Origin of the sequence: Massilia sp. CFBP 13721, from assembly GCF_014842025.1 — a bacterium.
Taxonomy (GTDB): Bacteria; Pseudomonadota; Gammaproteobacteria; order Burkholderiales; family Burkholderiaceae_D; genus Telluria.
On record NZ_JACYUY010000005.1, the window covers coordinates 212,373 to 235,508 of the forward strand.

Annotated in this window: 18 protein-coding genes; 9 read left to right on the forward strand and 9 right to left on the reverse strand. The window is 65.5% G+C overall.

Going from position 1 to position 23,136, the window contains the following annotated elements:
- The first annotated feature begins 110 nt into the window (after positions 1–110).
- The 3 genes from IFT60_RS06980 to IFT60_RS06990 all read left to right on the forward strand — a co-directional run bounded on the left by IFT60_RS06980 (position 111) and on the right by IFT60_RS06990 (position 5,698).
- The gene (locus tag IFT60_RS06980) at positions 111–2,279 is read left to right on the forward strand and encodes a cyanophycin synthetase (protein ID WP_192050958.1); all 2,169 of its coding nucleotides are present in this window, start codon (positions 111–113) and stop codon (positions 2,277–2,279) included.
- An 80-nt stretch (positions 2,280–2,359) separates the two neighbouring features.
- Positions 2,360–4,945, forward strand: a complete 2,586-nt coding sequence (cphA, locus tag IFT60_RS06985; protein WP_192050961.1) for a cyanophycin synthetase — start codon at positions 2,360–2,362, stop codon at positions 4,943–4,945.
- Between the two features lie 129 nt (positions 4,946–5,074).
- Positions 5,075–5,698 (forward strand): LysE family translocator, encoded by a 624-nt coding sequence (locus IFT60_RS06990; RefSeq protein ID WP_192050963.1) that lies wholly within the window; start codon positions 5,075–5,077, stop codon positions 5,696–5,698.
- Positions 5,699–5,713: 15 nt separating this feature from the next.
- On the opposite strand, the gene IFT60_RS06995 is transcribed toward IFT60_RS06990, so the two are convergent.
- Positions 5,714–9,844, reverse strand: coding sequence for a CheR family methyltransferase (locus IFT60_RS06995; RefSeq protein ID WP_229510721.1), 4,131 nt, complete (start codon positions 9,842–9,844; stop codon positions 5,714–5,716).
- A 159-nt stretch (positions 9,845–10,003) separates the two neighbouring features.
- Positions 10,004–10,384, reverse strand: a complete 381-nt coding sequence (locus IFT60_RS07000; protein WP_192050968.1) for a DNA-binding transcriptional response regulator — start codon at positions 10,382–10,384, stop codon at positions 10,004–10,006.
- Between the two features lie 158 nt (positions 10,385–10,542).
- On the opposite strand from IFT60_RS07000, the gene IFT60_RS07005 reads away from it, so the two are divergent.
- From IFT60_RS07005 to IFT60_RS07015, 3 genes are all read left to right on the forward strand, one after another.
- Positions 10,543–10,995, forward strand: coding sequence for a response regulator (locus tag IFT60_RS07005; RefSeq protein ID WP_374000826.1), 453 nt, complete (start codon positions 10,543–10,545; stop codon positions 10,993–10,995).
- Positions 10,996–11,064: 69 nt separating this feature from the next.
- Positions 11,065–13,734, forward strand: coding sequence for a DNA mismatch repair protein MutS (gene mutS / locus IFT60_RS07010; protein WP_192050971.1), 2,670 nt, complete (start codon positions 11,065–11,067; stop codon positions 13,732–13,734).
- Positions 13,734–14,702 carry a hypothetical protein gene (locus tag IFT60_RS07015; protein ID WP_192050973.1) on the forward strand — a complete coding sequence of 323 codons (969 nt, stop codon included), beginning with the start codon at positions 13,734–13,736 and terminating at the stop codon, positions 14,700–14,702. The genes mutS and IFT60_RS07015 overlap by 1 nt, the downstream gene beginning before the upstream one ends.
- A gap of 227 nt (positions 14,703–14,929) precedes the next feature.
- Here the strand turns inward: IFT60_RS07015 and IFT60_RS07020 are convergent, their stop codons facing one another.
- Positions 14,930–15,472 (reverse strand): FKBP-type peptidyl-prolyl cis-trans isomerase, encoded by a 543-nt coding sequence (locus IFT60_RS07020; protein WP_192050976.1) that lies wholly within the window; start codon positions 15,470–15,472, stop codon positions 14,930–14,932.
- Between the two features lie 78 nt (positions 15,473–15,550).
- On the opposite strand from IFT60_RS07020, the gene IFT60_RS07025 reads away from it, so the two are divergent.
- The 3 genes from IFT60_RS07025 (at position 15,551) to IFT60_RS07035 (ending at position 17,730) form a co-directional block, all read left to right on the forward strand.
- Positions 15,551–16,672 carry a ribosomal protein uL16 3-hydroxylase gene (locus IFT60_RS07025; protein WP_192050978.1) on the forward strand — a complete coding sequence of 374 codons (1,122 nt, stop codon included), beginning with the start codon at positions 15,551–15,553 and terminating at the stop codon, positions 16,670–16,672.
- A 7-nt stretch (positions 16,673–16,679) separates the two neighbouring features.
- A complete protein-coding gene (locus IFT60_RS07030; protein WP_192050980.1) occupies positions 16,680–17,159 on the forward strand; it encodes a DUF7931 domain-containing protein in 480 nt (159 codons plus the stop codon).
- A 268-nt stretch (positions 17,160–17,427) separates the two neighbouring features.
- Complete coding sequence (locus tag IFT60_RS07035; RefSeq protein WP_192050983.1) at positions 17,428–17,730, forward strand: hypothetical protein; 303 nt, start codon at positions 17,428–17,430, stop codon at positions 17,728–17,730.
- Between the two features lie 304 nt (positions 17,731–18,034).
- Here the strand turns inward: IFT60_RS07035 and bamC are convergent, their stop codons facing one another.
- The 6 genes from bamC to htpX all read right to left on the reverse strand — a co-directional run bounded on the left by bamC (position 18,035) and on the right by htpX (position 22,992).
- Positions 18,035–19,207, reverse strand: coding sequence for an NlpB/DapX family lipoprotein (gene bamC, locus IFT60_RS07040; protein ID WP_192050986.1), 1,173 nt, complete (start codon positions 19,205–19,207; stop codon positions 18,035–18,037).
- 24 nt (positions 19,208–19,231) lie between these two features.
- Positions 19,232–20,116 (reverse strand): 4-hydroxy-tetrahydrodipicolinate synthase, encoded by an 885-nt coding sequence (gene dapA / locus IFT60_RS07045; protein WP_192050988.1) that lies wholly within the window; start codon positions 20,114–20,116, stop codon positions 19,232–19,234.
- 61 nt (positions 20,117–20,177) lie between these two features.
- A complete protein-coding gene (locus IFT60_RS07050; protein ID WP_192050991.1) occupies positions 20,178–20,747 on the reverse strand; it encodes a class I SAM-dependent methyltransferase in 570 nt (189 codons plus the stop codon).
- A gap of 13 nt (positions 20,748–20,760) precedes the next feature.
- On the reverse strand, positions 20,761–21,414 hold the full coding sequence (locus IFT60_RS07055; RefSeq protein WP_192050993.1) for a site-2 protease family protein: 654 nt from the start codon (positions 21,412–21,414) through the stop codon (positions 20,761–20,763).
- 54 nt (positions 21,415–21,468) lie between these two features.
- Positions 21,469–22,092 (reverse strand): L-threonylcarbamoyladenylate synthase, encoded by a 624-nt coding sequence (locus IFT60_RS07060; RefSeq protein WP_192050995.1) that lies wholly within the window; start codon positions 22,090–22,092, stop codon positions 21,469–21,471.
- A gap of 27 nt (positions 22,093–22,119) precedes the next feature.
- On the reverse strand, positions 22,120–22,992 hold the full coding sequence (htpX, locus tag IFT60_RS07065; RefSeq protein ID WP_192050998.1) for a protease HtpX: 873 nt from the start codon (positions 22,990–22,992) through the stop codon (positions 22,120–22,122).
- Between the last annotated feature and the right edge of the window lie 144 nt (positions 22,993–23,136).

Here is a 23,136-nt window from a genome sequence, read left to right on the forward strand (position 1 = left end):
TACAACAAGTGCGCCGCTTCACCCGGATTGGGTGCGGTAACGCACAGGCAGGCAAACATAGGCAACGCCATCATGGTGAACCAGCGGACACTGTGGGCAAGAATCATTACATGACAAAGAAGAATGACATCAAGTTTCTCCGTGTAACTCACCTGCGCGGCCCGAATATCTGGACCTACCGTCCGGTACTCGAGGTCTGGCTCGACATTGGCGAGCTGGAAGACTTCCCTTCGAACACACTGCCCGGCTTTAACGAGCGTCTGACTAGCATGCTGCCCGGCCTGGTCGAGCACCGCTGCGGCATCGGCGAGCGCGGCGGCTTCCTCGAACGCCTGGAAGGCGGCACCTGGGCCGGCCACATCCTCGAACACGTCGTGCTCGAGTTGCAGAACATGGCCGGCATGAAGACCGGTTTCGGCAAGACCCGCTCGACCGGCCAGCACGGCGTCTACAAGATGGCCTTCCGCACGCGCGACGCCATCGTCGGCCGCGCCGCCCTCGAGGCCGGCCACCGCCTGATGATGGCCGCCATCAACGCTGAAGCCTTCGACATGGCAGGCACCGTGTCCGCCCTGACCGAACTGGTCGACCGCTACTGCCTGGGCCCGTCCACCGCCAACATCGTCGACGCCGCCACCGACCGCCGCATTCCCTCGATCCGCCTGACCGAAGGCAACCTGGTCCAGCTCGGCCACGGCGCCGCCCAGCGCCGCATCTGGACCGCCGAAACCGACCGCACCAGCGCCATCGGCGAATCGATCGCCAGCGACAAGGATCTGACCAAGACCCTGCTCGCCTCGTGTGGCGTGCCGGTGCCGGAAGGCGCCCTGGTGCGCAGTGCCGCAGCCGCATGGGAAGAAGCCCAGGACATCGGCCTGCCGGTGGTCGTGAAACCGGTCGACGGCAACCATGGCCGCGGCGTCACGCTCAACCTCATGACCGAGTCCGACGTCCACACCGCCTACGCCATCGCCTCGGAAGCCGGCGACAGCACTGCCGTGCTGGTCGAGCGCTTCATTCCCGGCAACGAGCACCGCGTGCTGGTGGTCGGCAAGCAGGTCGTGGCGGTGGCGCGCGGCGAATCGCTGTGGGTGACGGGCGACGGCGCCGCCAACGTGAGCGCACTCGTGGCCAGCCAGATCAACACCGACCCGCGCCGCGGCGAGACCGAGGAACATCCGCTCGGCACCGTCAACGTGCACGACAACGAGATCCTGCTCGACCTGAAGCGCCAGGGCCTGACGCCCGACTCGGTGCCGCAGGATGGCCAGAAGGTACTGATCCAGCCGAACGGCAACGTCTCCGACGACGTCACCGACCTGATCCACCCGGAAGTGGCGCACATGGCCGCCCTGGCCGCGCGCGTCGTCGGCCTCGACATCGCCGGCATCGACCTGGTCTGCGACGACATCTCGAAGCCGCTGGCCGAGCAGCGCGGCGCCATCATCGAAGTCAATGCCAGCCCGGGGCTGCTGGCCCACCTGAAACCGGGCAGCGGCCAGCCGCGCAACGTCGGCAAGGCGATCGTCGCGCACCTGTTTGCCGACGGCGAGAGCGGCCGCATTCCGGTGGTCGGCGTCACCGGCACCCTCGGCACCAGCCTGATCACGCGCCTGCTCGGCTGCCTGCTGAACGCCGCCGGCAAGCACGCGGGCGTGGCCAACGGCGAAGGCCTGTACCTCGACGGCCGCCAGGTCCACAAGGGCGACTGCACCGGCTTCGCCGCCGGCGAGCGCCTGCTCATCAACCGCAACGTCGAAGCGGCAGTGTTCGAATCGAACGCGCGCAGCATCCTGGCCGGCGGCCTGCCCTACGACCGCTGTTCGGTGGGCGTGGTGACCGACATGGGCAAGCTGGCCGACGTGGGCGAATTCCACATCAACGACGACGAGGCGCTGGCCAACGTGGTGCGCAGCCAGGTCGACGTGATCCTGTCGAACGGCGCCGCCGTGCTGAACGCGGCCGATCCGGAAGTAGTGAAACTGGCCGAATTGTCGGACGGACGCGTGATCTTCTACGCGATGGACGAATCGCATCCGGTCATGGCGCAGCACCGCGCCGGCGGCGAGCGGGTCGTGTTCGCGCGCGACAACCGCATCGTGCTGGCCGAAGGCGCCAACGAGACGGTCCTGCTCGACCTTGGCAAGATCAAGCCGGCCACCGTCAAGCATCCGGCCAGCGTGCTGGCGGCGACTGCCGCGGCCTGGGCGCTGGGTCTGGAGCACGACCTGATCTGCGGCGGCCTGCGCGCTTTCGACGCAACCAAGAAATCGACGTAACCGAGCAGCTTATTAATTGATTGGCAGTGCCGGTTCGCCGGACCGGGGACAGTCTCCCCACATTAAAGGAATCACGGTTTATGGAAGTATCTCGCGTACGGGCCTTGCGCGGCCCTAACCTCTGGAGCCACCACACCTCGGTCGAGGCGATCGTCGCCTGCACCCCGGAGGAAGAATCGATCGCCAGCCTGCCTGGCTTCGAGTCGCGCCTGCGTTCGCGCTTTCCCCAACTCGGGCCATTGCAGCCTTCCGGCCACGAAGAAGATGCGCTCGACCCGGTGCCGATGGCCGAAGTACTGGAAATCGTGGCCCTGGCCCTGCAGGCCGCGGCCGGCTGCCCGGTCACCTTCAGCCGCACCACTGCCACCCTCGAAACCGGCATCTACCAGGTCGTGGTCGAATACTCGGAAGAAGACGTCGGCCGCCTGGCGCTGGACCTGGCGCAGCAACTGATCGAGGCCGCGCGCCTGGACGCGCCTTTTGAGCTCGAAGCGGCGCTGACCCGGCTGCGCGACCTCGACGAAGACGTGCGCCTCGGCCCGTCCACCGGCTCGATCGTGCAGGCCGCTGTCGAACGCAACATCCCGTTCCGGCGCCTGACCGAGGGCAGCCTGGTGATGTTCGGCTGGGGCAGCAAGCAGCGCCGCATCCAGGCCGCCGAGATCGACGCCACCGGGGCGATCGCCGAAACCATCGCCCAGGACAAGGAATTGACCAAGCGCCTGCTCGACGCCGCCGGCGTGCCGGTGCCGCTCGGACGCACGGTGGTCGATCCCGACGATGCCTGGCTTGCAGCCCAGGAGATCGGCCTGCCGGTCGTCGTCAAGCCAAAGGATGGCAACCAGGGCAAGGGCGTGACGGTCAACATCACCACCAAGGAACAGATTGCGGCCGCCTTCCACTCGGCGTCCGAATTCCGCGACGACATCCTGGTCGAACGCTACCTGCCGGGCCACGACTACCGCCTGCTCGTCATCGGCGACAAGCTGGTCGCCGCCGCGCGGCGCGATCCGCCGATCGTGGTCGGCGACGGCGTGCACACTGTGCGCCAGCTGGTCGACGAGGTGAATCTCGATCCGCGCCGCGGCAACGGGCATTCGACCTCGCTCACCAAGATCCGCTTCGACGACATCGCGCTCGGCAGCCTGGCCAAGCAAGGCATGAACGCCGAATCGGTGCCCGCCAAGGGCCAGCGCGTGGTCTTGCGCAATAACGCCAACCTGTCGACCGGCGGCAGCGCCACCGACGTCACCGACGACGTCCATCCGGAAGTGGCCGAGCGCGCGATCGCCGCGGCGCACATGGTGGGCCTCGACATCTGCGGCGTCGACCTGGTCTGCGACAGCGTGCTCAAGCCCATTGAGGAACAAGGCGGCGGCATCGTCGAAGTCAATGCCGCGCCTGGCCTGCGCATGCACCTGTCGCCTTCCTTCGGCAAGGGCCGCGACGTCGGCGGCGCCATCATGGACACGCTGTTCAAGGATGGCGACGACGGCCGCATCCCGGTCGTCGCCGTCACCGGCACGAATGGCAAAACGACGACGGTGCGCCTGATCGCGCACTTGCTGGGCGCCTCGGGCCTGCGCACCGGCATGACCAATACCGACGGCGTCTACATCGAAGGGCGCCGCATCGACAGCGGCGACTGCAGCGGCCCGCGCAGCGCGCGCAACGTGCTGCTGCACCCGGACGTCGACGCCGCCGTGTTCGAAACCGCGCGCGGCGGCCTGCTGCGCGAAGGCCTCGCTTTCGACCGCTGCGAAGTGGCGGTGGTGACCAACATCGGCGCCGGCGACCACCTCGGGCTGAACTACATCACCACGCTGGAAGATCTCGCCGTGCTGAAACGCGTGATCGTCCAGAACGTCAAGGCCGGCGGCATGGCCGTGCTGAACGCGGCCGATCCGGTGGTGGCCGAGATGGCCGAACACACCCGCGGCGACGTCACCTTCTTCGCCCAGGACGGCGGCCACCCGTTGATGGCGATGCACCGCGCCCAGGGCCGGCGCGTCGTCTACGTCGAAGATGCGCACCTCGTCTGCGCCCAGGGCAAGCTTGAAACGAAGATCGACCTCAAGGACGTGCCGATCACCCGCGGCGGCGTCATCGGCTTCCAGGTCGAGAACGTGATGGCGTCCGTCGCCGCCGCCTGGGCGGTCGGGCTGGACTGGGACAAGATCCGCCTCGGCCTGAAGACCTTCGTCGGCGAGAGCGACAATGCGCCAGGCCGCTTCAATGTCTTCGACTACAAAGGCGCGACCCTGATCGCCGACTACGGCCACAACCCGGACGCGATCGCGGCGCTGGTGTCGGCGGTCGAGAACATGCCGGCCAAACGCCGCTCGGTCGTCATCAGCGGCGCCGGCGACCGGCGCGACCAGGACATCACCCAGCAGACCGAAATCCTCGGCCAGGCCTTCGACGACGTGCTGCTGTACCAGGACCAGTGCCAGCGCGGCCGGCCGGACGGCGAAGTCGTCGCCCTGCTGCGCCAGGGCCTGACTGGCGCCACCCGGACCAGCCACGTCGAGGAAATCAATGGCGAGTTCATCGCGATCGACCGCGCGCTGGCGCGGCTGAACGAGGGCGACTTGTGCCTGATCCTGATCGACCAGGTCGATGAGGCGCTGGCGCATATTGCGAAACGCGTGGCAGAATCCAAATAACCCGTAGGGTGGGCGCCCCGTGCCCACGCGTGACGCTTGCATGGTGTTGGCGCGGTTTTCCAACCCTGCCAACACGGTGCTTACTTCACGCGTGGGCACGGGGCGCCCACCCTACTGACATAAAATTCCATGCTCGCACCCGAACAATTTTTCGGCTTCCTGCTCGCCGCCCTCCTCCTCACCGCCTCCCCCGGCCCCGACAACCTGATGGTCCTGGGCCTGGGCATGTCGAAAGGCCGCAAGCAAGGCATGGTCTTCGGCCTGGGCTGCGCGCTCGGCTGCCTAAGCCACACTTTTCTCGCCGTGATCGGCGTCAGCGCGGTCATTGCCGCCTCCCCCACCGCGTTCACGCTGCTGCGCATCGGCGGCGGGCTGTACCTGGTCTACCTGGGGATCGGGGCGCTGCGCAGCCAGGGCGGCCAGGCAGCGAGCAAGGACACAGGCACGCAGTCGCTGCGCAGCCTGTTCATGAAGGGTTTATTGGCGAACGCCATCAACCCGAAAGTGGTGCTGTTCTTTCTCTCCCTGCTGCCGCAGTTCGTGATCGCGGCCAACGGCAACGTGCCCGGCCAGATGCTGGCGCTAGGCCTGACTTTCACGCTGCAGGCGGCGGTGCTGTTCGGGCTGCTGGGTTATTTCGCCGGCGCCGTGGGCGCCTGGCTCGAGCGCAAGCCCGGCGCCGGCAAATGGCTCGACCGCCTGGCCGGGACCGTGTTCGTCGCGCTCGGCGTCAAGCTGATCGTGTCGCGTTGAGGGGACATATCCCGGTCAGGATGCGTCCGGCGCCGGCCGCCGCGGCAGCAGTTCGGCCACGATCGCATGCAGGCGGTCGATCGATACCGGCTTGCCGAGATGGGCCGAGAAACCCGCGCCGCGCGTCCGTGCGACATCGTTGTCGCGCCGTACGCCGCTGACCGCGATCGCCGGCAAGGCGGCCAGCTTCGGATTGGCGCGGATGCGCTCGATGAACGCATAACCATCCATCCCGGGCATCGAGATATCCGAAATCAGCAGGTCAACCTGCTCGCACTCCAGGAAAGCGAGCCCTTGCTCGGCACTGGTGGCGCCGAACACGGTCGCCCCGCTCATCTCCAGCAGCGACTGGAACGCGCTCACCATCTCTTCCATGTCATCGACCACCAGCACGCGCAGGCCCGCCATGCAGTCTTCGGCGTTGCCCCCGCCGCCCGCCGCCAGGGCGCCGCCGCCGTGGAGCAGCGGCAGCCAGAAGCTGAAGCGGGCGCCCTTGCCGACGCCTTCCGAGAAGGCTTCCACACGCCCTCCGTGGAGCGTGACAATCTCGCGCACCAGCGCCAGGCCGATGCCCAGGCCGCCTGTCGAACGCGTGGTCACGGAGACGCTCTGGCCGTACATGTCGAATACGTGCGGCAGGAAACTCGGCGCGATGCCCTGGCCGGTGTCGGCCACGTCGACGCGCGCCAGGTCGGCATCGCGTTCGAGCCGTACTTCGATACGCCCGCCCCCCGGGGTGAACTTGACGGCATTGCTCAGCAGGTTCATGAGCACCTGTTCGATGCGCACCAGGTCGGCCTGCACGTACAGTCCCTCGGCCTGGTTGACGAGTTCGATCTGGATCTCGCGCGCGGCCGGGTCGGCACGCTGGACGTCGACGATCCCCTGCAGCATCGGCCCCAGCGCCACCGGCGCCATCGCCAGCGACAGCTTGCCGGTACGTATGCGCGACATGTCCATCAGGTCGTCGATGATCTTGGCCTGGCTGAGCACCGCGTTGCGGATGATGGTGGCGGCGCGCATGAACGGCGCCGACTTGCGGATTTCCGGCATGCGCGAGAGCAGCTCGACGTTAATGTTGATCATGTTCAGCGGATGGCGCAGTTCATGCGACATCACCGACAGGAACTCGTCCTTCATGGCCGCCGCGTTCTGCGCTTCCTCGCGCGCCGCCCGCTCGCGTTCCAGGCGCCCGGTGGTGGGGTGCTCATCGTTGAATTCGCGCTCGGTGACGTCGCGCGCAATCTTCACGTAGCCGTGGAAGCCGCCATTGCGCAGCGGGGTCGTCACGCCGCTGCAGAAGAAGCGGCTGCCATCCTTGCGCAGGTGCCAGCGTTCGTCCTCGGCGCGCCCGTCGTCGCGCGCACGCGCGAGTTCCCCGGCCGGCATGCCGGCGGCCACATCCTCTGGCACGAACAGGCGCGTCGTGTGGTGGCCTTCCATTTCCTCCAGCGTCCAGCCGAACAGGTGGGTCGCGCCGCTGTTCCAGCTGGTGACGCGGCCCTCTTCGTCCATCGTGATGATGGCGTAGTCGGCGGCGCTTTCGGCCACCATGCGCATGCGCGCCTCGCTGGCGCGCGCCTTTTCCTCGGCTTCGCGCCGGGCGGTGATGTCGAAGAAGGTCATCACGGCGCCTTCGATGCGGTCCTCGTTGGTGCGGTAGGGCAGCATGCGCACGATGTAATGGCGGCCGTCGATGCTGCGCACTTCGCGCTCGACCAGGCGCAGCGTGTCGAAGCTGGTATTGACGTCCTCGGCCAGCTGGTCGTAGTCGAGGCGGTGGGTCAGGTCGAGCAGCGAACGGCCGATGTCGGACCCGATGATCGAGAACAGCTCGGCCGCGCGCGGCGTGAAGCGCTTGATGCGCAAACCGCTGTCCACGAAGATCGTCGCGATGTCGGTCGAGGCGATCAGGTTGTTCAGGTCGTCGTTAGCCTTGCCGGTCTCCTCGACCTTCACCTTCAGCTCGTAGTTGACGGTGACGAGTTCCTCGTTCACAGACTGTAGCTCTTCCTTGCTGGTTTCCAGCTCTTCGGTGGCCGAGCGCAACTCTTCGTTGATGGCTTGCAGCTCCTCGTTCGAGGCGCGCAGCTCTTCGGTGGAGACTTCCGCGTTCTCGATCGTTTCCTGCAGCTGGATGCGCTTGCGCTGCAGTTCGGCCTCGAGCTGGGACAGCACGACGTCCTGGCTGCCGTTCGGCAGCAGCCCCGCCGCCTGGTCGGCCGTCTGCTCGACATGCTTGAACAGCACCAGCAGGAAATCGGTTTCGGCCTCCTCGTCGCGGAACGGGCGCACCGTCATGGCGACGGTACCGAGCTCCTTCCTGTCCGGCAGCTCGATCGGGCGGCATTCGACGCTGGCCACGTTCTGCGTCGCCTGGTAGATCCCCGAGCGCAATTCGAGCCGCAATTCCGGCAGCACCAGGGCCAGCAGGTTGCGCGAGGGCTCGCCGCCGCCCATGCGCAGGTAACGGCCGACCTCTTCCGACATGTGCACGATATTGCCCTCGCCGTCGATAACGGCCGAAGGCGGTGCGAACTGGGCCAGCGCGCGCTGGTGCAGCTCGGTGTACGAAAAGCGGCGCTTGCCCGGCAACTTCACGCGCATCGGGTCGACCAGGCGCGTAGTGGCCGCCGCCCCATGGTGGGGCTGGTACTGCAGGGTACGGGTACCGCCGCGGGCGCGGTAGATGCGGTTCTTCTTGTCGACCGGGATGAAGAATTCCGCGACCGACTCGGCCGACTCCGAGCTGCCCAGGAACAGGTAGCCGCCCGGCTTCAGCGCGAAGTGGAAGGTCTGCAGCACGCGGATCTGCACCTCGCGGTTCAGGTAGATCAGCAGGTTGCGGCACGAAATCAGGTCGAGGCGCGAGAACGGCGGATCGCGCAGCAGGTTGTGGGCGGCGAACAGGACCCGGTCGCGCAGCGTCTTGCGGATCCGGTAGCGGTCGTCTTCCTTGGTGAAATACTGGCGCAGGCGCGAGGGCGTTACGTCGGTGATGATCGATGCCGGGTAATTGCCCGCGCGCGCAGTGGTGATGGCGCGCTCGTCGATGTCCGAGGCGAACACCTGGAAAACGGGGGGATGTTCCGACAGCGCCGCCTGGTCGGCCAGCAGCATGGCCATCGAATACGCTTCCTCGCCGGTGGCGCAGGCCGCCACCCAGGCCCGCACCTCGTCGGTCGGCCCCTTGTCCTTGAACAGGTCGGGAAGGATCTCGCGTTCGAGCGACTCGAAGGCTTCGCGGTCGCGGAAGAAATTGGTCACCCCGATCAGCATGTCGGCCAGCAGCGACTTGTACTCGGCGCTGTTGGAGGCGAGCACGTCGCGGTATTCGGGCAGGGTGCGGACCCCGCATACCTGCAGGCGCCGTTCGATGCGGCGCAGTACGGTCGCGCGCTTGTAATGGCGGAAATCGTGGCCGGAGTGGTTCAGGAGCATGCCGATGATTTCCTGCAGCGCGCTTTCGGCGGCCACGGTATCGACCGGCTCGCTCACATGGGCGACCGGCTGCTCGCCGTCGCCCGCCGGCGGCAACTCGATGGCGCGCGCATTGTTCCACAGCTCAATCAGCTTTTGCGGCATCTCGACCACGGGCAGCACGAAGTCGACCGCGCCGGTCAGGATCGCCGCCGCCGGCATGCCGTCGTGCTCGGCATCCTCGGGCAATTGCACCAGGGTCACGCCGCCCTGCTCCTTGACCCGCGCCAGGCCGACGGCCCCATCGGCCCCGGTGCCCGACAACACGATCGCGATCGCGCGTTCGCGGTGGGTTTCGGCCAGGGTACGGAAGAACATGTCGATCGCGATGTGGCGGCCGCGCGGACGTTCGAGCTCGTCGACCAGCAGCAGGCCGTCCCGCATCGCCATCTGCTGGTTGGGCGCGATCACGTACACATGGCCGGATTCGATACGTACGCGCGAACTGACCTGGATGACGGGCATGCGCGTGGCGCGCTGCAGGATCGCGGCGGCGGAACTGGGGTGCTTGGGCGACAGGTGCAGGACGACCACGAAGGCCATTTCATGCACGGCCGGCATGTTCTCGAACAGCTGCAACAGCGCCGGCAGGCCGCCAGCCGAAGCGCCGATGCCGACCACGGGAAACGCGAGCGTACTGCGCACAGTGCCGGCGGACATGGGCATGCTGGGCGCGTTGGCGGATTCGGACATGTTTTCGGAGCAAAAGATGAAATGCCAAGTTTAGACTATCCGTTATGTATTTTGGCTGGAATGTGAAAAAGTTTATATCTTTTTCTGGCGCTGGCTACTGAAATCGGCCCCGTGCTCGCCCCGGCTACCGGCTCAGCTCCCGAAATACCGCAGTTCGAAGTCGAGCGCCCACTGCAGCTTCGAGGACGACAGCGGCGCCCGGATGATGGCGTCGCATTCGCCCATCCAGGCTTCGTTGGCGGCCTCGGGCGCCTGTTCGTTGAAGCCGACCACGGCGCTCCCGGGTGCGACCGCGCGCAGCTCCTGTACGAAACTGCGCTCACCCCCCGGCTGTATGGCGCCGATACTCGTGAGAATGACGTCGAAGCGCACCGTGCCAAGCGCCTTGAGCGCCGCGCGCCGGCCGGACGCGGTAACGGCCATGTGGCCCATGGCGCCGAGCAGACGGCGGATGTCGGCCGGATCGCGCGCCGAAGGGTGGATGACGAGGATGGTTTTGCGTTGGGTAGCCATACACATGGGTTTATGGCTGTTTTGCCGATATCAAGAGCGCATGCCCCCTTTATTTTGCCGAGGTGCCATCAGGCATGACCGTGCGGCAGCAAAACGTGTCGGAACGGCACGCCCGCTGGTCTATAATCGTTAGTCTGTTGATACATCATGGAGTCGCCGTGTACGGTACGCCGCATGTCCGCTGGTTGTCGAATGCCGTCCCACCCGGGACCATGGGTGCGCGGGCCGATGAAAAAGATGCCGGCGCCGGCGCCGGCGCAGGCCTGGTACGCAAGGTACTGGTCGTCGACGACGAAGCGGACCTGGCCGACTTGGCCGACGCGCTGCTCACCAGCCGCGGCCTCGACGTCGTGGTCGCCAACTCGGCCATGGAAGCGCTGCGCATCCTGGAAGGGGACAGCGATATCGACGCCGTCTTTTCCGACATCATGATGCCTGGCATGAACGGCCTGCAGCTGGCCGACGCCGTCAGCGAGTTCTTCCCGCGCATCAAGATCGTGCTGACCTCCGGCTTCACGGTGCCGGGCATGCTGGCCGACCGCGAGCGCAGCTACCTGTTCACCACCAAGCCCTACCGGATCGAGACCATCATGAAGCTGCTGCGCAGCTGAGCAGCCGAAGGTTGTAGAATGGCGGTCCTGGTACGGCGATCCGTTCCTGCCTTCCCGAATACAACCCACATGACCACCGTTCCCACCGAAATCAACGCCGCCGCGGCCCGCGCAACCTCCGAAAAAGTCACCCCGATGATGGCCCAGTACCTGGGCATCAAGGCCGATTACCCCACCATGCTGGTGTTCTACCGCATGGGCGACTTCTACGAGCTGTTCCACGACGACGCCGAAAAGGCGGCGCGCATCCTCGGCATCACCCTGACCGCGCGCGGCTCCTCCGGCGGCAACCCGATCAGGATGTGCGGCGTGCCCTTCCACTCGCTCGACGGCTACCTGGCCAAGCTGGTCAAGCTGGGCGAATCGTGCGCAATCTGCGAGCAGATCGGCGATCCGGCCACGAGTAAAGGTCCGGTCGAGCGCAAGGTGGTGCGCGTGGTCACGCCCGGTACCCTGACCGACTCCGACCTGCTGCCCGAAAAGGCCGAGCGCGCGCTGCTGGCGCTGTGCACTGTCTCCCAGCGCAAGTCGAGCACGGTCGGCCTGGCCTGGCTGTCGCTGGCCAGCGGCGCGCTGCGCCTGATGGAATTCAGTGGCGACGAGCGCACGGTGGCGGCGCGCCTGGCGCAGGAACTCGAGCGCATCTCTCCAGCCGAGATCCTGCGCGCCGACGATGGCGACATGTTCGAGGAAAATCCCTTCGCCCATACCCAGCGCGTGCCGGAATGGCATTTCGACGTGGTCAAGGGCCACAAGGCGCTGCTCGAGCAGCTGGGCGTGGCCACCCTCACCGGCTTCGGCGCCGATGGCCTGGGCGCGGCGTTCGGCGCCGCCGGCGCACTGCTGCGCTATGCGCAATCGACCCAGGGCCGCGGCCTGCAGCACGTCAACAGCCTGGCGGTCGAGAGCGAGAACGAGTTCATCGGCCTCGATGCCGCTACCCGCCGCAACCTGGAGCTCACCGAAACCATCCGCGGCCAGGAGTCGCCGACGCTGTTTTCGCTGCTCGACGGCTGCCGCACCCCGATGGGCTCGCGCCTGCTGCGCCACTGGCTGCACCATGCCAAACGCGACCAGGCCGTGGCGCGTTCGCGCCATGAAGCGATCGAGGCACTGGCCCAGGGCGATGCGACGGCCGACTTGTCCGCGACCCTGAACGACGTGCCCGACATCGAGCGCATCACGACGCGCATCGCGCTGCTGACGGTGCGTCCGCGCGACCTGGCCAGCCTGCGCGACGGCTTGAAGCAATTGCCGGCCTTGCGCCAACAGGTGGCGCGCTGCTTCATTCCGGGCGACTCCGGCCTCTTGCGCACGCTGCACGACGCCCTCGACACGCCCCTGCCTTGCCTCGACCTGCTGGCGCGCGCGGTGGCCGAGGAGCCGGCGGCGATGGTGCGCGACGGCGGCGTGTTCGCCAGCGGCTTCGATTCCGAACTGGACGAGTTGCGCGCGCTGTCGCAGAACGCCGGCCAGTTCCTGGTCGACCTCGAAACGCGCGAGCGTGCCCGTACCGGCATCGCCAACCTGCGCGTCGAGTACAACCGCGTGCACGGCTTTTATATCGAGGTCACCAACGGCCAGGCCGACAAGGTGCCGGACGACTACCGCCGCCGCCAGACGCTGAAGAACTGCGAGCGCTACATCACTCCCGAACTGAAAGCCTTCGAGGACAAGGCGCTGTCGGCCCAGGACAAGGCGCTGGTGCGCGAAAAGGCCTTGTACGACGAACTGCTGACCTGCCTGGCGCCGCACATCGGCGACCTGCAGCGTGTCGCCCAGGGCCTGGCCCAGATCGATACGCTGGTGGCGCTAACCAGCCATGCGCTGCCCCACAACTGGTGCGCGCCAGAGCTGGTCGATGCGCCTTGTCTCTCCATCGTCGAGGGCCGCCATCCGGTGGTGGAACGCCAGATCGAACGCTTCATCGCCAACGATTGCAAGCTGTCCAACGACAGGCGCCTGCTGCTCATTACCGGCCCCAACATGGGCGGTAAATCGACCTTCATGCGCCAGACCGCGCTGATCGTGCTGCTGGCCTACGTCGGCAGCTACGTGCCGGCGACGAGCGCGACGATCGGCCCGATCGACCGCATCTTCACCCGCATCGGCGCCAACGACGACCTGGCCGGCGGGCGCTCGACCTTCATGGTCGAGATGACCGAATCGGCCGCGATCCTCAACAGCGCCACCGAGCATTCGCTGGTGCTGATGGACGAAGTCGGGCGCGGCACCTCCACTTTCGACGGCCTGGCGCTGGCCTGGGCGATCGCGCGCCACCTGATCGACAACAGCCGCAGTTTTACCCTGTTTGCGACCCATTATTTCGAGCTGACCCAGCTGCCCGAGAGCCACCCGAGCGCGGCCAACGTGCACCTGTCGGCGGTCGAGCACAAGGACACCATCGTCTTCCTGCACGCGGTGCAGGAGGGCCCGGCCTCGCAGAGCTATGGCTTGCAGGTGGCGCAGCTGGCGGGCGTGCCCCCAAGCGTGATCAAGGCCGCGCGCAAGCACCTGGCGCGCCTCGAATCGCAGGCGGTCGGCACCACGCCGCAGCTCGACCTGTTCGCGCTGCCTTGCGACGAGGCCGAAGAGGAGCCGGCCGTGGCCGAAGCAGCCGTGCCATCCGCGCTGGCCGTCGCCCTGGACGAACTCGACCCGGACGCCCTCACCCCGCGCGAAGCGCTCGAACGGCTCTACGAGCTCAAGCGCCTGGCCGTCATGCGCGACCCGGTCTGATGCCGCGCCCGCGTTCCCTGCTGCTGTTGGCCGCGCTGGCGGCGGTGCTGTCGGCGCCGGCGGCCGGTGCCCAAGGTGGTGAAAATAAGGGCGACCGCAAGGGAAACGATGCGCACCGCTTCGCCGTCATCGGCCATAGCTTCGCGAAGCCGGGCGATGCGCGCTTCAAGGCGGCGCTGGCGGAGACGAGCGAGAAGTCGCTCGCCTTTGTCGTCGTCACCGGCATCAAGGCGGCAAGCGAGCCATGCGGCGACAAGCTGTACCAGGAGCGGCGCGACCTGCTCGACAAGGCGAAGCGTCCTGTCGTCGTGGTCCCCGCCGGCAGCGACTGGACCGAATGCCGCAACTCGGCTGGCCGCACCAACGCCGTCGAGCGCCTGAACCGGCTGCGCGAACTCTTCCACGGCGAATTGAATACCGCGGGCTCGAAGAAGCTGGAACTGACGCGCCTGTCGGCCAGCCCGCGTTTTCGCAGCTATGCCGAGAACGCCCACTGGAGCGTCGACTCGGTGCTGTACGCCACCGTCAACCTCCCGGCCAACAACAACCATTACCTGGCCGCGGCCGGGCGCAACAGCGAATACGAAGACCGGCTGGTGGCGACGCGCTTCTGGCTCAACCGCCTGTTCACGCTGGCGCGGCGCGACAAGGTCGATGCGATCGTGCTGTTCTCGGAAGGCGACATGAAACCCCTGCAGCTCGAGCCGACCGGCCTGCGCGGCCTGCTGCGCCGGGCGCCGGTGGCGCAGGATGGTTTCGCCGCGGTACGCAAGCAGGTGCAATCGCTGGCACAGCGCTTCAAGGGCAAGGTGTTATTGGTGGACAGCGAGGCTTTGCCGAAGAAGGCGACACCGGCGATCGAGTGGCGCGACAATGTCGGGCACGTATCGGTGGGGAACGATGCGGTCGAGATCGACGTGACGCCGGGGGAGAAGGCGTTGTTCAGCGTGAAGGACGCGGCCGAGTGAGGTGAGCCGCGTGGCTAAAACGCGGTCAACGTGACCTTGCGTTCCGCGTGGGCTCGGGGTCCTGCGCGGCCCGGCCCACCCTACGATGCACCGCCGTGTAGGGTGGGGCAATTGAGGCCGGGGGCCTCAATTGCGAGCCCACGCGGACATATGCATCGTGATGGCGTCACCACAAACCACCGCGCCACATGCAAAACCGGGGACACTTGTCCCCGGCTATTCATCTATCAATGCAGCGGCTGGCTACGGAAGTGGTCACCCTCTTCGCCGTCGTCCGCGTCTTCACCGTGGTGGTGGCCGTGGGCGCCGTGCACGTGGCCGTGGGCGATCTCTTCATCGGTGGCGGCGCGCACGTCAACCACCGACAATTCGAAGCGCAGGGCCATGCCCGCCAGCGGGTGGTTACCGTCGAGCACGACCTTGTCGTCGGCGATTTCGGTGACGGTGAAAATCATCGGCTCGTCGTCGGGCGCGCCGTCGGCCATGCCTTCGAACTGCATGCCCACTTCCAGCGGCTCGGGCAGCAGCTTGCGGTCTTCGACCTTGACCAGTTCCGCATCGTAGTCGCCGAAGGCGTCGTCCGGTTCCACTTGCAGGGTCGACGAATAGCCAACTTCCTTGCCGTCGAGTTCTTCTTCGATCTTCGGCAGGGTGTTTTCGTAACCGCCGTGCAGGTAGACCATCGGCTGCGCGCCTTCTTCGATCAGGTTGTTCTGTGCATCCGACAGTTTGTAATTGACCGTCACGACCGTATTCTTGGCAATCTTCATCGCATTTCCTTTCGTTGTAAGGGGCAAATTATAACCCTTCGTCCGCTGCCGCTCCGATAGCGCTGGTTATAATGGCGCATGAAAAAATTACAGCTCCTGGGGAACATCACCCCCGCCCAGTTCCTGCGCGATTACTGGCACAAGAAGCCGCTGCTGATCCGCAACGCCATCCCCGGCTTCAAGCCGCTGCTGAAATTCGACAAGCTGGCCGAAGCGGCCCGCCTGAACCACGTCGAGTCGCGCCTGGTCACCAATGTCGACGGCCAGTGGGACATGCAGCATGGCCCGCTGCTTGAGGTGCCGCCGCGCACCCAGCGCGAATGGACCCTGCTGGTGCAGGGCGTGAACCTGCTCGACGAACGCGCCGATGCCTTGCTGCGCGAGTTTCGCTTCCTGCCCGATGCGCGCCTGGACGACCTGATGGTCAGCTACGCCACCGACGGCGGCGGCGTCGGCCCCCACTTCGATTCCTACGACGTGTTCCTGCTGCAGGCGCAGGGCAAGCGCCGCTGGAAGATCAGCGCCCAGCAAGACCTGTCGCTGGTCGACGGCATGCCGCTGAAGATCCTGTCGAACTTTACCCCGGAAGAAGAATTCGTGCTCGAACCGGGCGACATGCTGTACCTGCCCCCGCACTACGCCCACGACGGCGTGGCCGAGGGCGAATGCATGACCTATTCGATCGGTTTCCGCGCGCCTTCGTTCCAGGAACTGGGCGAAGCCTTCCTGCAGTTCATGGCCGACTCGATCGACCTGCCCGGCCGTTACGCCGACCCCGGCCTGCAGCCGGCGAAGAACCCGGCCGAGATCCCGCGCGAGATGCTGGCTTCGGTGACGGAAGAACTCAACAAGGTGCGCTGGGACGAGGAAGACGTGACGGTGTTCTTCGGCGAATACATGTCCGAGCCGAAGCACAATGTGTTCTTCACGCCGCCACCCAAGCCGCTGGTGGTCGGCCGCTTCATGGAGACGGCCGCCAAACGCGGCCTGAAACTGTCGGCCAAGTCGCTGATGCTGTACCGCGGCAAGCACGTCTTCATCAACGGCGAATCGTTCGCGGTCAACCGTGCGGACAAAATTGTCCTCGACGTGCTCGCCAACGAACGGCGCCTGACGGGCGAAGCGCTGGCGCAGGCATCGGACGACGTGCTCGAGGCCCTGTACACCTGGTACCAGGACGGCTGGGTCGAGCTGGGTTGAGGATGTCATGAGCGAGCCGGCCAGCGTCCGCTTCGATACGCGCCGCGAGCTGCAGGTGCAATGGCGCGCGCTGCTGGCGCGCGCCACTTTCCGGCTCGATCTGTTCGATCCCGATTTCGCCGCGTTTCCGCTGGGCGCGCCGGACGTCGAAGCGACGCTGCGCGCCTTCTTCCAGGGCGGCGGCCGATTGCGCCTGGCTTTGCACGACTTCACTTTTATTCAACAATCGTGTCCACGCTTTCTGGGTCTCGTGCGTTACTACAGCGAGCGCATCGAATGCCGCCAGAGTCCGCGCTCGTTGCGGCACCTGTCGGATTCGTTCGCACTGGCCGATGGCATGCATGTGGTGCGGCGTTTTCACTGCGACCACATGCGCGGCGAAGCAGTATTCGCCAGTCCGGCCGCGGTCGAACTGCCGGCGCACCGCTTCGAAGCGCTGTGGGAAGAGTCGAGTTTGACACTCTCACCGACCGTCACCGGACTGTAAATTTGATTTAAATCGATACGCAAATAGAAATCTTGATGTTTGTAGCATCTTGTAACAAAATGAAGCTTATCAAGTCACAAAATACTTCCATTTTGGCATTGGTTTTCTATTGCGATTCGGTAAATTTGGCTATAATATCGGGTTAGGAAGGTTCCGTTGTCTATCAAGCACTGTTACCAGTACGAAAGCCACGAGAATTCCAAAAGAGCGATAATTACCGGTAATTATTCATCGCAACACAAGTACTAAACTTAATTAAGGAAAAACCATGAAAAAATCCCTGCTGATCGTTTCGCTGATGGCTGTTGCTCTGGCTGCTTGCTCGAAAAAAGAAGAAACCACCACCACCACCACCCCAGCTGCTGTTGAAGCACCTGCAGCGACCACCACCACCGACGCTGCTGCTCCAGCCGCTGACGCGACCACCACGACGACCACCACCACCGACGCTGCTGCTACCCCAGCTGCTGACGCTGCTGCTGCTGCTGCAACCGCTTCGGCTGCTGCTGCTGACGCTGCTTCGGCCGCTTCGACCGCTGCTGACGTCGCTGCTGACGCTGCAAAGAAGTAATCAGCACCTCGCTGATGGAAAAACCGGCCTGCGGGCCGGTTTTTTTTCGTCTGGAGGTTTGGTAACGATGGCGCCCACCACTGGCCGTCGTGCACCGTAGGGTGGGCACTCGTGCCCACGCGGTCGAACGCATGCATATCGAAATGCCGCGCAATACCGCGGTGCATACGTCGAATGAGTTTTCACACGTTGCGGCACGCACCCGTACGACCGCGTGGGCACCAGTGCCCACCCTACGGTGCACCACTGATTCGACATAAAAAAAGCCGGCCACAGGGCCGGCTCTTCTAGTACCGAACAACGATTACTTCAGCTCGTCATTCAGCAGCGACAAGATCTTCTTGCCCGTCGCCGACGTATCCGGCGCGCCGGTGTTGTCCTGCACGGTGACGTTGCTGACGGCGGCGTTCGGCTCGGCCTTGACGATCACGCGGTAGCGCTGGGCTTCCTTGGCCTTGTCGGAATCGCCGAAGCTGAACAGGCGCTTGATGAAGCCTTCCTTGTTCGAGCCGTCCGGATCGACGTAGCGCACGAAGTACACGCCCTGCACGCGGTCGCGGTCTTCGACGGTGAAGCCGACGCGGTCGAGCGCCAGGCCGACGCGGCGCCAGGCGCGGTCGAAGCCCTCGTCGACTTCGACGCGGTCGCCCAGCAGTTTCGCATGCTGCGGCGCCACGGCGGCGTTCGCCAGCGTCGCTTCAGCCGTCTTGACGGCGGCCGGCTCGGTGGCGCCGGTCAGGCGGGCCACCAGGCGCGCCAGGAACTGGGCTTCGAGCGCCGGGTCGTTCGGACGCACGGTCCAGGTGGTCGTTTCCTTCTGGGCGCCGGTCAGCACTTCTTCGGCGCCGCGGTGGCTGATGTAGATCTCGGTCGAGCCGTCCGGCAGGCGCTCGAGGCGGGTGCGGAACTTGTCGCGCTCGCCGGTCGAATAGGCGCTGTCGAACACGCGGCCGAGCGTGCGGCGCACGATGTCTTGCGGGATCTTCGAGCGGTTTTCGTTCCACTCGGTTTCCATGATGCCGGTAGCAGCCGATTCCGACGCCAGCGGGAAGCCCGCGTCTTCCCAGAACTGGCGCACCTGCGGCCACAGCTGTTCAGGCGTCTGCTTGACCACCAGCCAGCGCTGGTCGCCGGCGCGCTCGACGCGCACGGCTTCGGTCGAGACCGGGCCGATGGCTGTACCGCTCGCCGCAGGAACTGCAACGCCAGCGGCAGCGCCAGGCTGCGCAGCCGCGCCCGCCTGCATGCCGGATGCGGTGGCAATGCCGCGTTCAGGCACGGCGTAACGATTGTCTTTCTGCAGCTGGGTCAGGTCGGGCGGCACGTCCAGCGGCGCGGCCTTTTTGGACGACTTGTAGTCCACCTTGTCGGACTCGAAAACGGTGGTGCATGCCGCCATGGAGAGCGCCACGGCGCCGATGGCGAGCACGCGCACAGGCGCGGAAACGGAGGTCGTCGTCTTGTTGCTTTTAGTCATATCGTTACGGTGTCAGATCTGTAATCAGGATTGCACGACGAGGCCGGCGGTGCGCAGGGCGCCGCGGACGGTGTCGTGGAAAGCGTTCGACAAGGGCGCGAGCGGCAGGCGCAGGCCGGATGGCATCTTGCCCATCTCGGCCAGTGCCCATTTCACCGGCACCGGATTCGGCTCGACGAACAGCTTGGCGTGCAGCTCGAGCACGCTGTTGTTGATGGCGATGGCGCGCTGGACGTCGCCGGCCATGGCCGCTTCGCACAGTTCGTGCATGGCGCGCGGCGCCACGTTGGCGGTGACGGAAATATTCCCGGCGCCGCCGCAGAACATCAGCGTCATCGCGGTCGGGTCATCGCCCGAGTACACGGCAAACGACTTGTCGACCAGCTTCAGCAATTCGATGCCGCGGCCGATGTTGCCGGTCGCATCTTTCACGCCGACGATGTTCGGGATCGTGGACAGGCGCAGGATGGTCTCGTTGCTCATGTCGGCCACCGTGCGGCCCGGCACGTTGTACAGGATGACCGGCAGGTCGACCGCTTCGGCGATCGCCTTGAAGTGGCGGTACATGCCTTCCTGGGTCGGACGGTTGTAATACGGCACCACCTGCAGCGAGGCGTCGGCGCCGACTTCCTTGGCCGCACGCGTCAGCGTGATGGCCTCAAGGGTCGAGTTGCCGCCGCTGCCGGCGATGACGGGGATACGGCCGGCGACGTGGTCCACGGCCAGCTTGATCAGTTCGACGTGCTCTTCCGGGGTGACGGTGGCCGATTCGCCGGTGGTGCCGACGATGACGATGCCGTCGGTGCCTTCGTCCACATGCCAGTCGATCAACTTGCGCAGGCCATCCTTGTCGAGGCTGCCGTCTTCGAACATCGGCGTGACGATTGCTACAATGCTGCCCTTAATCATAATCAGTGGTACGTGCGGTAAAGGAAAAATCTGATTGTAGCGGATCGTCCGCCAATATGGTTCATTCCCGACCAACTAAATGGTCGAGCTTGGCCTCGGTTCCGATAAAGGCGCGCCCCGCCGCGCACAGCCTTTGCACCCGCGCAGGCTTCGGATCGGCGACCACACCATCCTCGTAGGCGAGCACGGTCAAGCCGCCCAGCGCAGCCAGTTCCAGCAGTTCGCCGGGGCGCAGCAGGAAGGCTGGATTGCTCGGCTTGCCGAAGGCTTCGTTGCCGATTGCAAAGGTTTCATAGATCAGCACGCCGTCCGGCGCGAGGCTGTCCAGCAAGTGCTGGAACAGCGGCCGGTGCAGGTAATTCGTGACGACGATGCCGGCGAAGCGGCCCGCTGCGAATGGCCAGCACGCGCCTTCTTCCTCAAGGTCGACTTGCAGCGTTTCGATGCCGGCACAGGCTGCGGCGACGAGCGCCTGCGGGTCGCGGTCGGCGGCAAGCACCCGATGCCCGAGGCCGGCGAACAGGCGCGCGTGGCGACCGCTGCCGCAAGCCAGGTCGAGCACCTCGCCGGCCGGCACCAGGCCGGCGAAACGGCGTACCCAGGGGGAGGGATTGTCGGTTGGCGTCCGCATCAAATGCTATCCCTCAGCTCAGCAGGAAGGTAATCGGCGACGCGATCAATTCCACCGCCTGGGCGCCCAGCCACATCACCGGCTGCACCCAGAAGGAGAGCACGCCGAGCCACAGCAGCGCCAGCAGGATGAAGAAGCCGTACGGCTCGATCTTCGCGAATTTATAGGCCAGCGTATTCGGCAGCATGCTGGTCAGCACGCGCCCGCCGTCGAGCGGCGGCAACGGGAACAGGTTGAAGGCGAAGATCAGCAAATTCGTCACGATGCCGGCCTGGGCGACCTTGTGCGGGAAGTCCTCGGCCACCTCCATCGCGCCCAAGGCGACGCCGAAAATCAGCCACATCACCGCCATCACGAGGTTCGCCAGCGGACCGGCCAGCGCCACCCAGGCCATGTCGCGCTTCGGATTGCGCAGGTTGCCGAACTGGATCGGCACCGGCTTGGCATAGCCGAACACGAAGCCCGAAGTCACGTAGAGCGCGACCGGAATGATGATGGTGCCGAACAGATCGATGTGCGAGATGGGGTTGAGCGTCATGCGTCCCTGCGCATACGCCGTGTTGTCGCCGAAATAGCGGGCGACATAGGCGTGGGCGGCTTCGTGCAGGGTAATCGCGAACAGAACGGGCAGCGCATAGACTGCGATATTGCGAATGATTTCATCCATAAGGGAGCGATTCTAGCAGAGCCGGGCGCGCTGGCCCGGCTTGGGGGCGGTCTGTCAGAGACCGAAGGCGGCCGGATCGCCCCTGCCCTCGCGCACGAGGACGGGTTCGGAACCGGTGAGGTCGATGATGGTGGTGGCTTCCAGGGTGCCGGCGCCGCCGTCGATGACGAGCTCGATCTGTTTTTCGAGGCGCTCGCGCACTTCGTCCGGATCGGACAGCATGTGTTCGTCGCCCGGCAGCTGCAAGGTAGTGCCGATCAGCGGCTCGCCCAGTTCTTCCAGCAGCGCCAGCGTGATCGCGTTTTCCGGCACGCGCAGGCCGATGGTCTTGCGCGACGGGTGCGACAGGCGCCGCGGCACCTCTTTCGTCGCTTCCAGGATCACGGTATAGGGCCCCGGCATGGTGGCTTTCAGCAGGCGGTACTGGACGTTGTCGACGCGCGCGTACTGCGCGATTTCCGACAGGTCGCGGCACAGCATCGTCAGGTGGTGCTTGTCGTCAATGCCGCGCACGCGGCGCAGTTTTTCCACCGCCGCCTTGTCGTCCAGCTGGCATACCAGCGCGTAGGCCGAGTCGGTCGGCAGCGCGACCACGCCGCCGGCGCGGATGATCTGCGCCGCCTGCGCGATCAGGCGCTTTTGCGGATTTTCAGCATGAATATGGAAAAACTGGCCCATTCAATGTCCTCTCTCGGTGTCCTCTTATTAACGCAGTGCCTGCAATGCCGCGATGCGTTCTTCCATCGGCGGGTGCGTCGAAAACAGCGCACCCCAGCCGCCACCGCCGCCGGAAATGCCCGAGGCGCTCATCGACGACGGCAAGGCGCCAGGCTGGAAGCCGCCCAGGCGCGCCAGCGCGTTCTGCATCGGCACCGTGCTGCCCAGCAGTTTCGCCGAGCCGGCGTCGGCGCGGAATTCGCGTTTGCGCGAGAACCAGGCGACGATGATCGATGCTAGCAGACCGAACAGGATTTCGCACACGAACACGGCTGCCATGTAACCGATGCCGCGGCCGCCCTCGTTGCGCAGCAGGACCTTGTCGACGAAATAGCCGACCACGCGCGCGAAGAACACGACGAAAGTATTCACCACGCCCTGGATCAGGGTCAGCGTGATCATGTCGCCGTTGGCGATGTGCGCCACTTCGTGGCCGAGCACGGCTTCGACTTCGTCGCGGTTCATGCCTTGCAGCAGGCCGGTGGAAACGGCGACCAGCGCCGAATTCTTGAAGGCGCCGGTGGCGAAGGCGTTCGGCTCGCCATCGTAGACGGCCACTTCCGGCATGCCGATGCCGGCGCGCTCGGACAGCTGGCGCACCGTGTTCACCAGCCACAGCTCGGTGGAATTTTGCGGCTGCTCGATGACGCGCGCACCGGTCGACCACTTGGCCATCGGTTTGCTCATCAAGAGCGAAATGATGGAACCGGTAAAGCCCACCACCAGCGAAAACACGGCCAGCGCGCCGACATTGATCCCCTGCGCCGAAACCGCGCGCCCGACCCCGAGCAGGTTCAGGACGACCGTCAGCACCAGCACAACCGCGAGGTTGGTGGCGAGGAATAACACGATGCGCTTCATGGGGATGCCTCCGGGGCGATTGACATTAACAGGATGCCAAGATAGGGGTGCCCGAGGGGAAATGCAAGGGTGGGAGGCTTATGCTGGGCTTAAAGCGCCCGCAATCGGATCACGGTTTTGTAGGGTGGGCGCCCCGTGCCCACG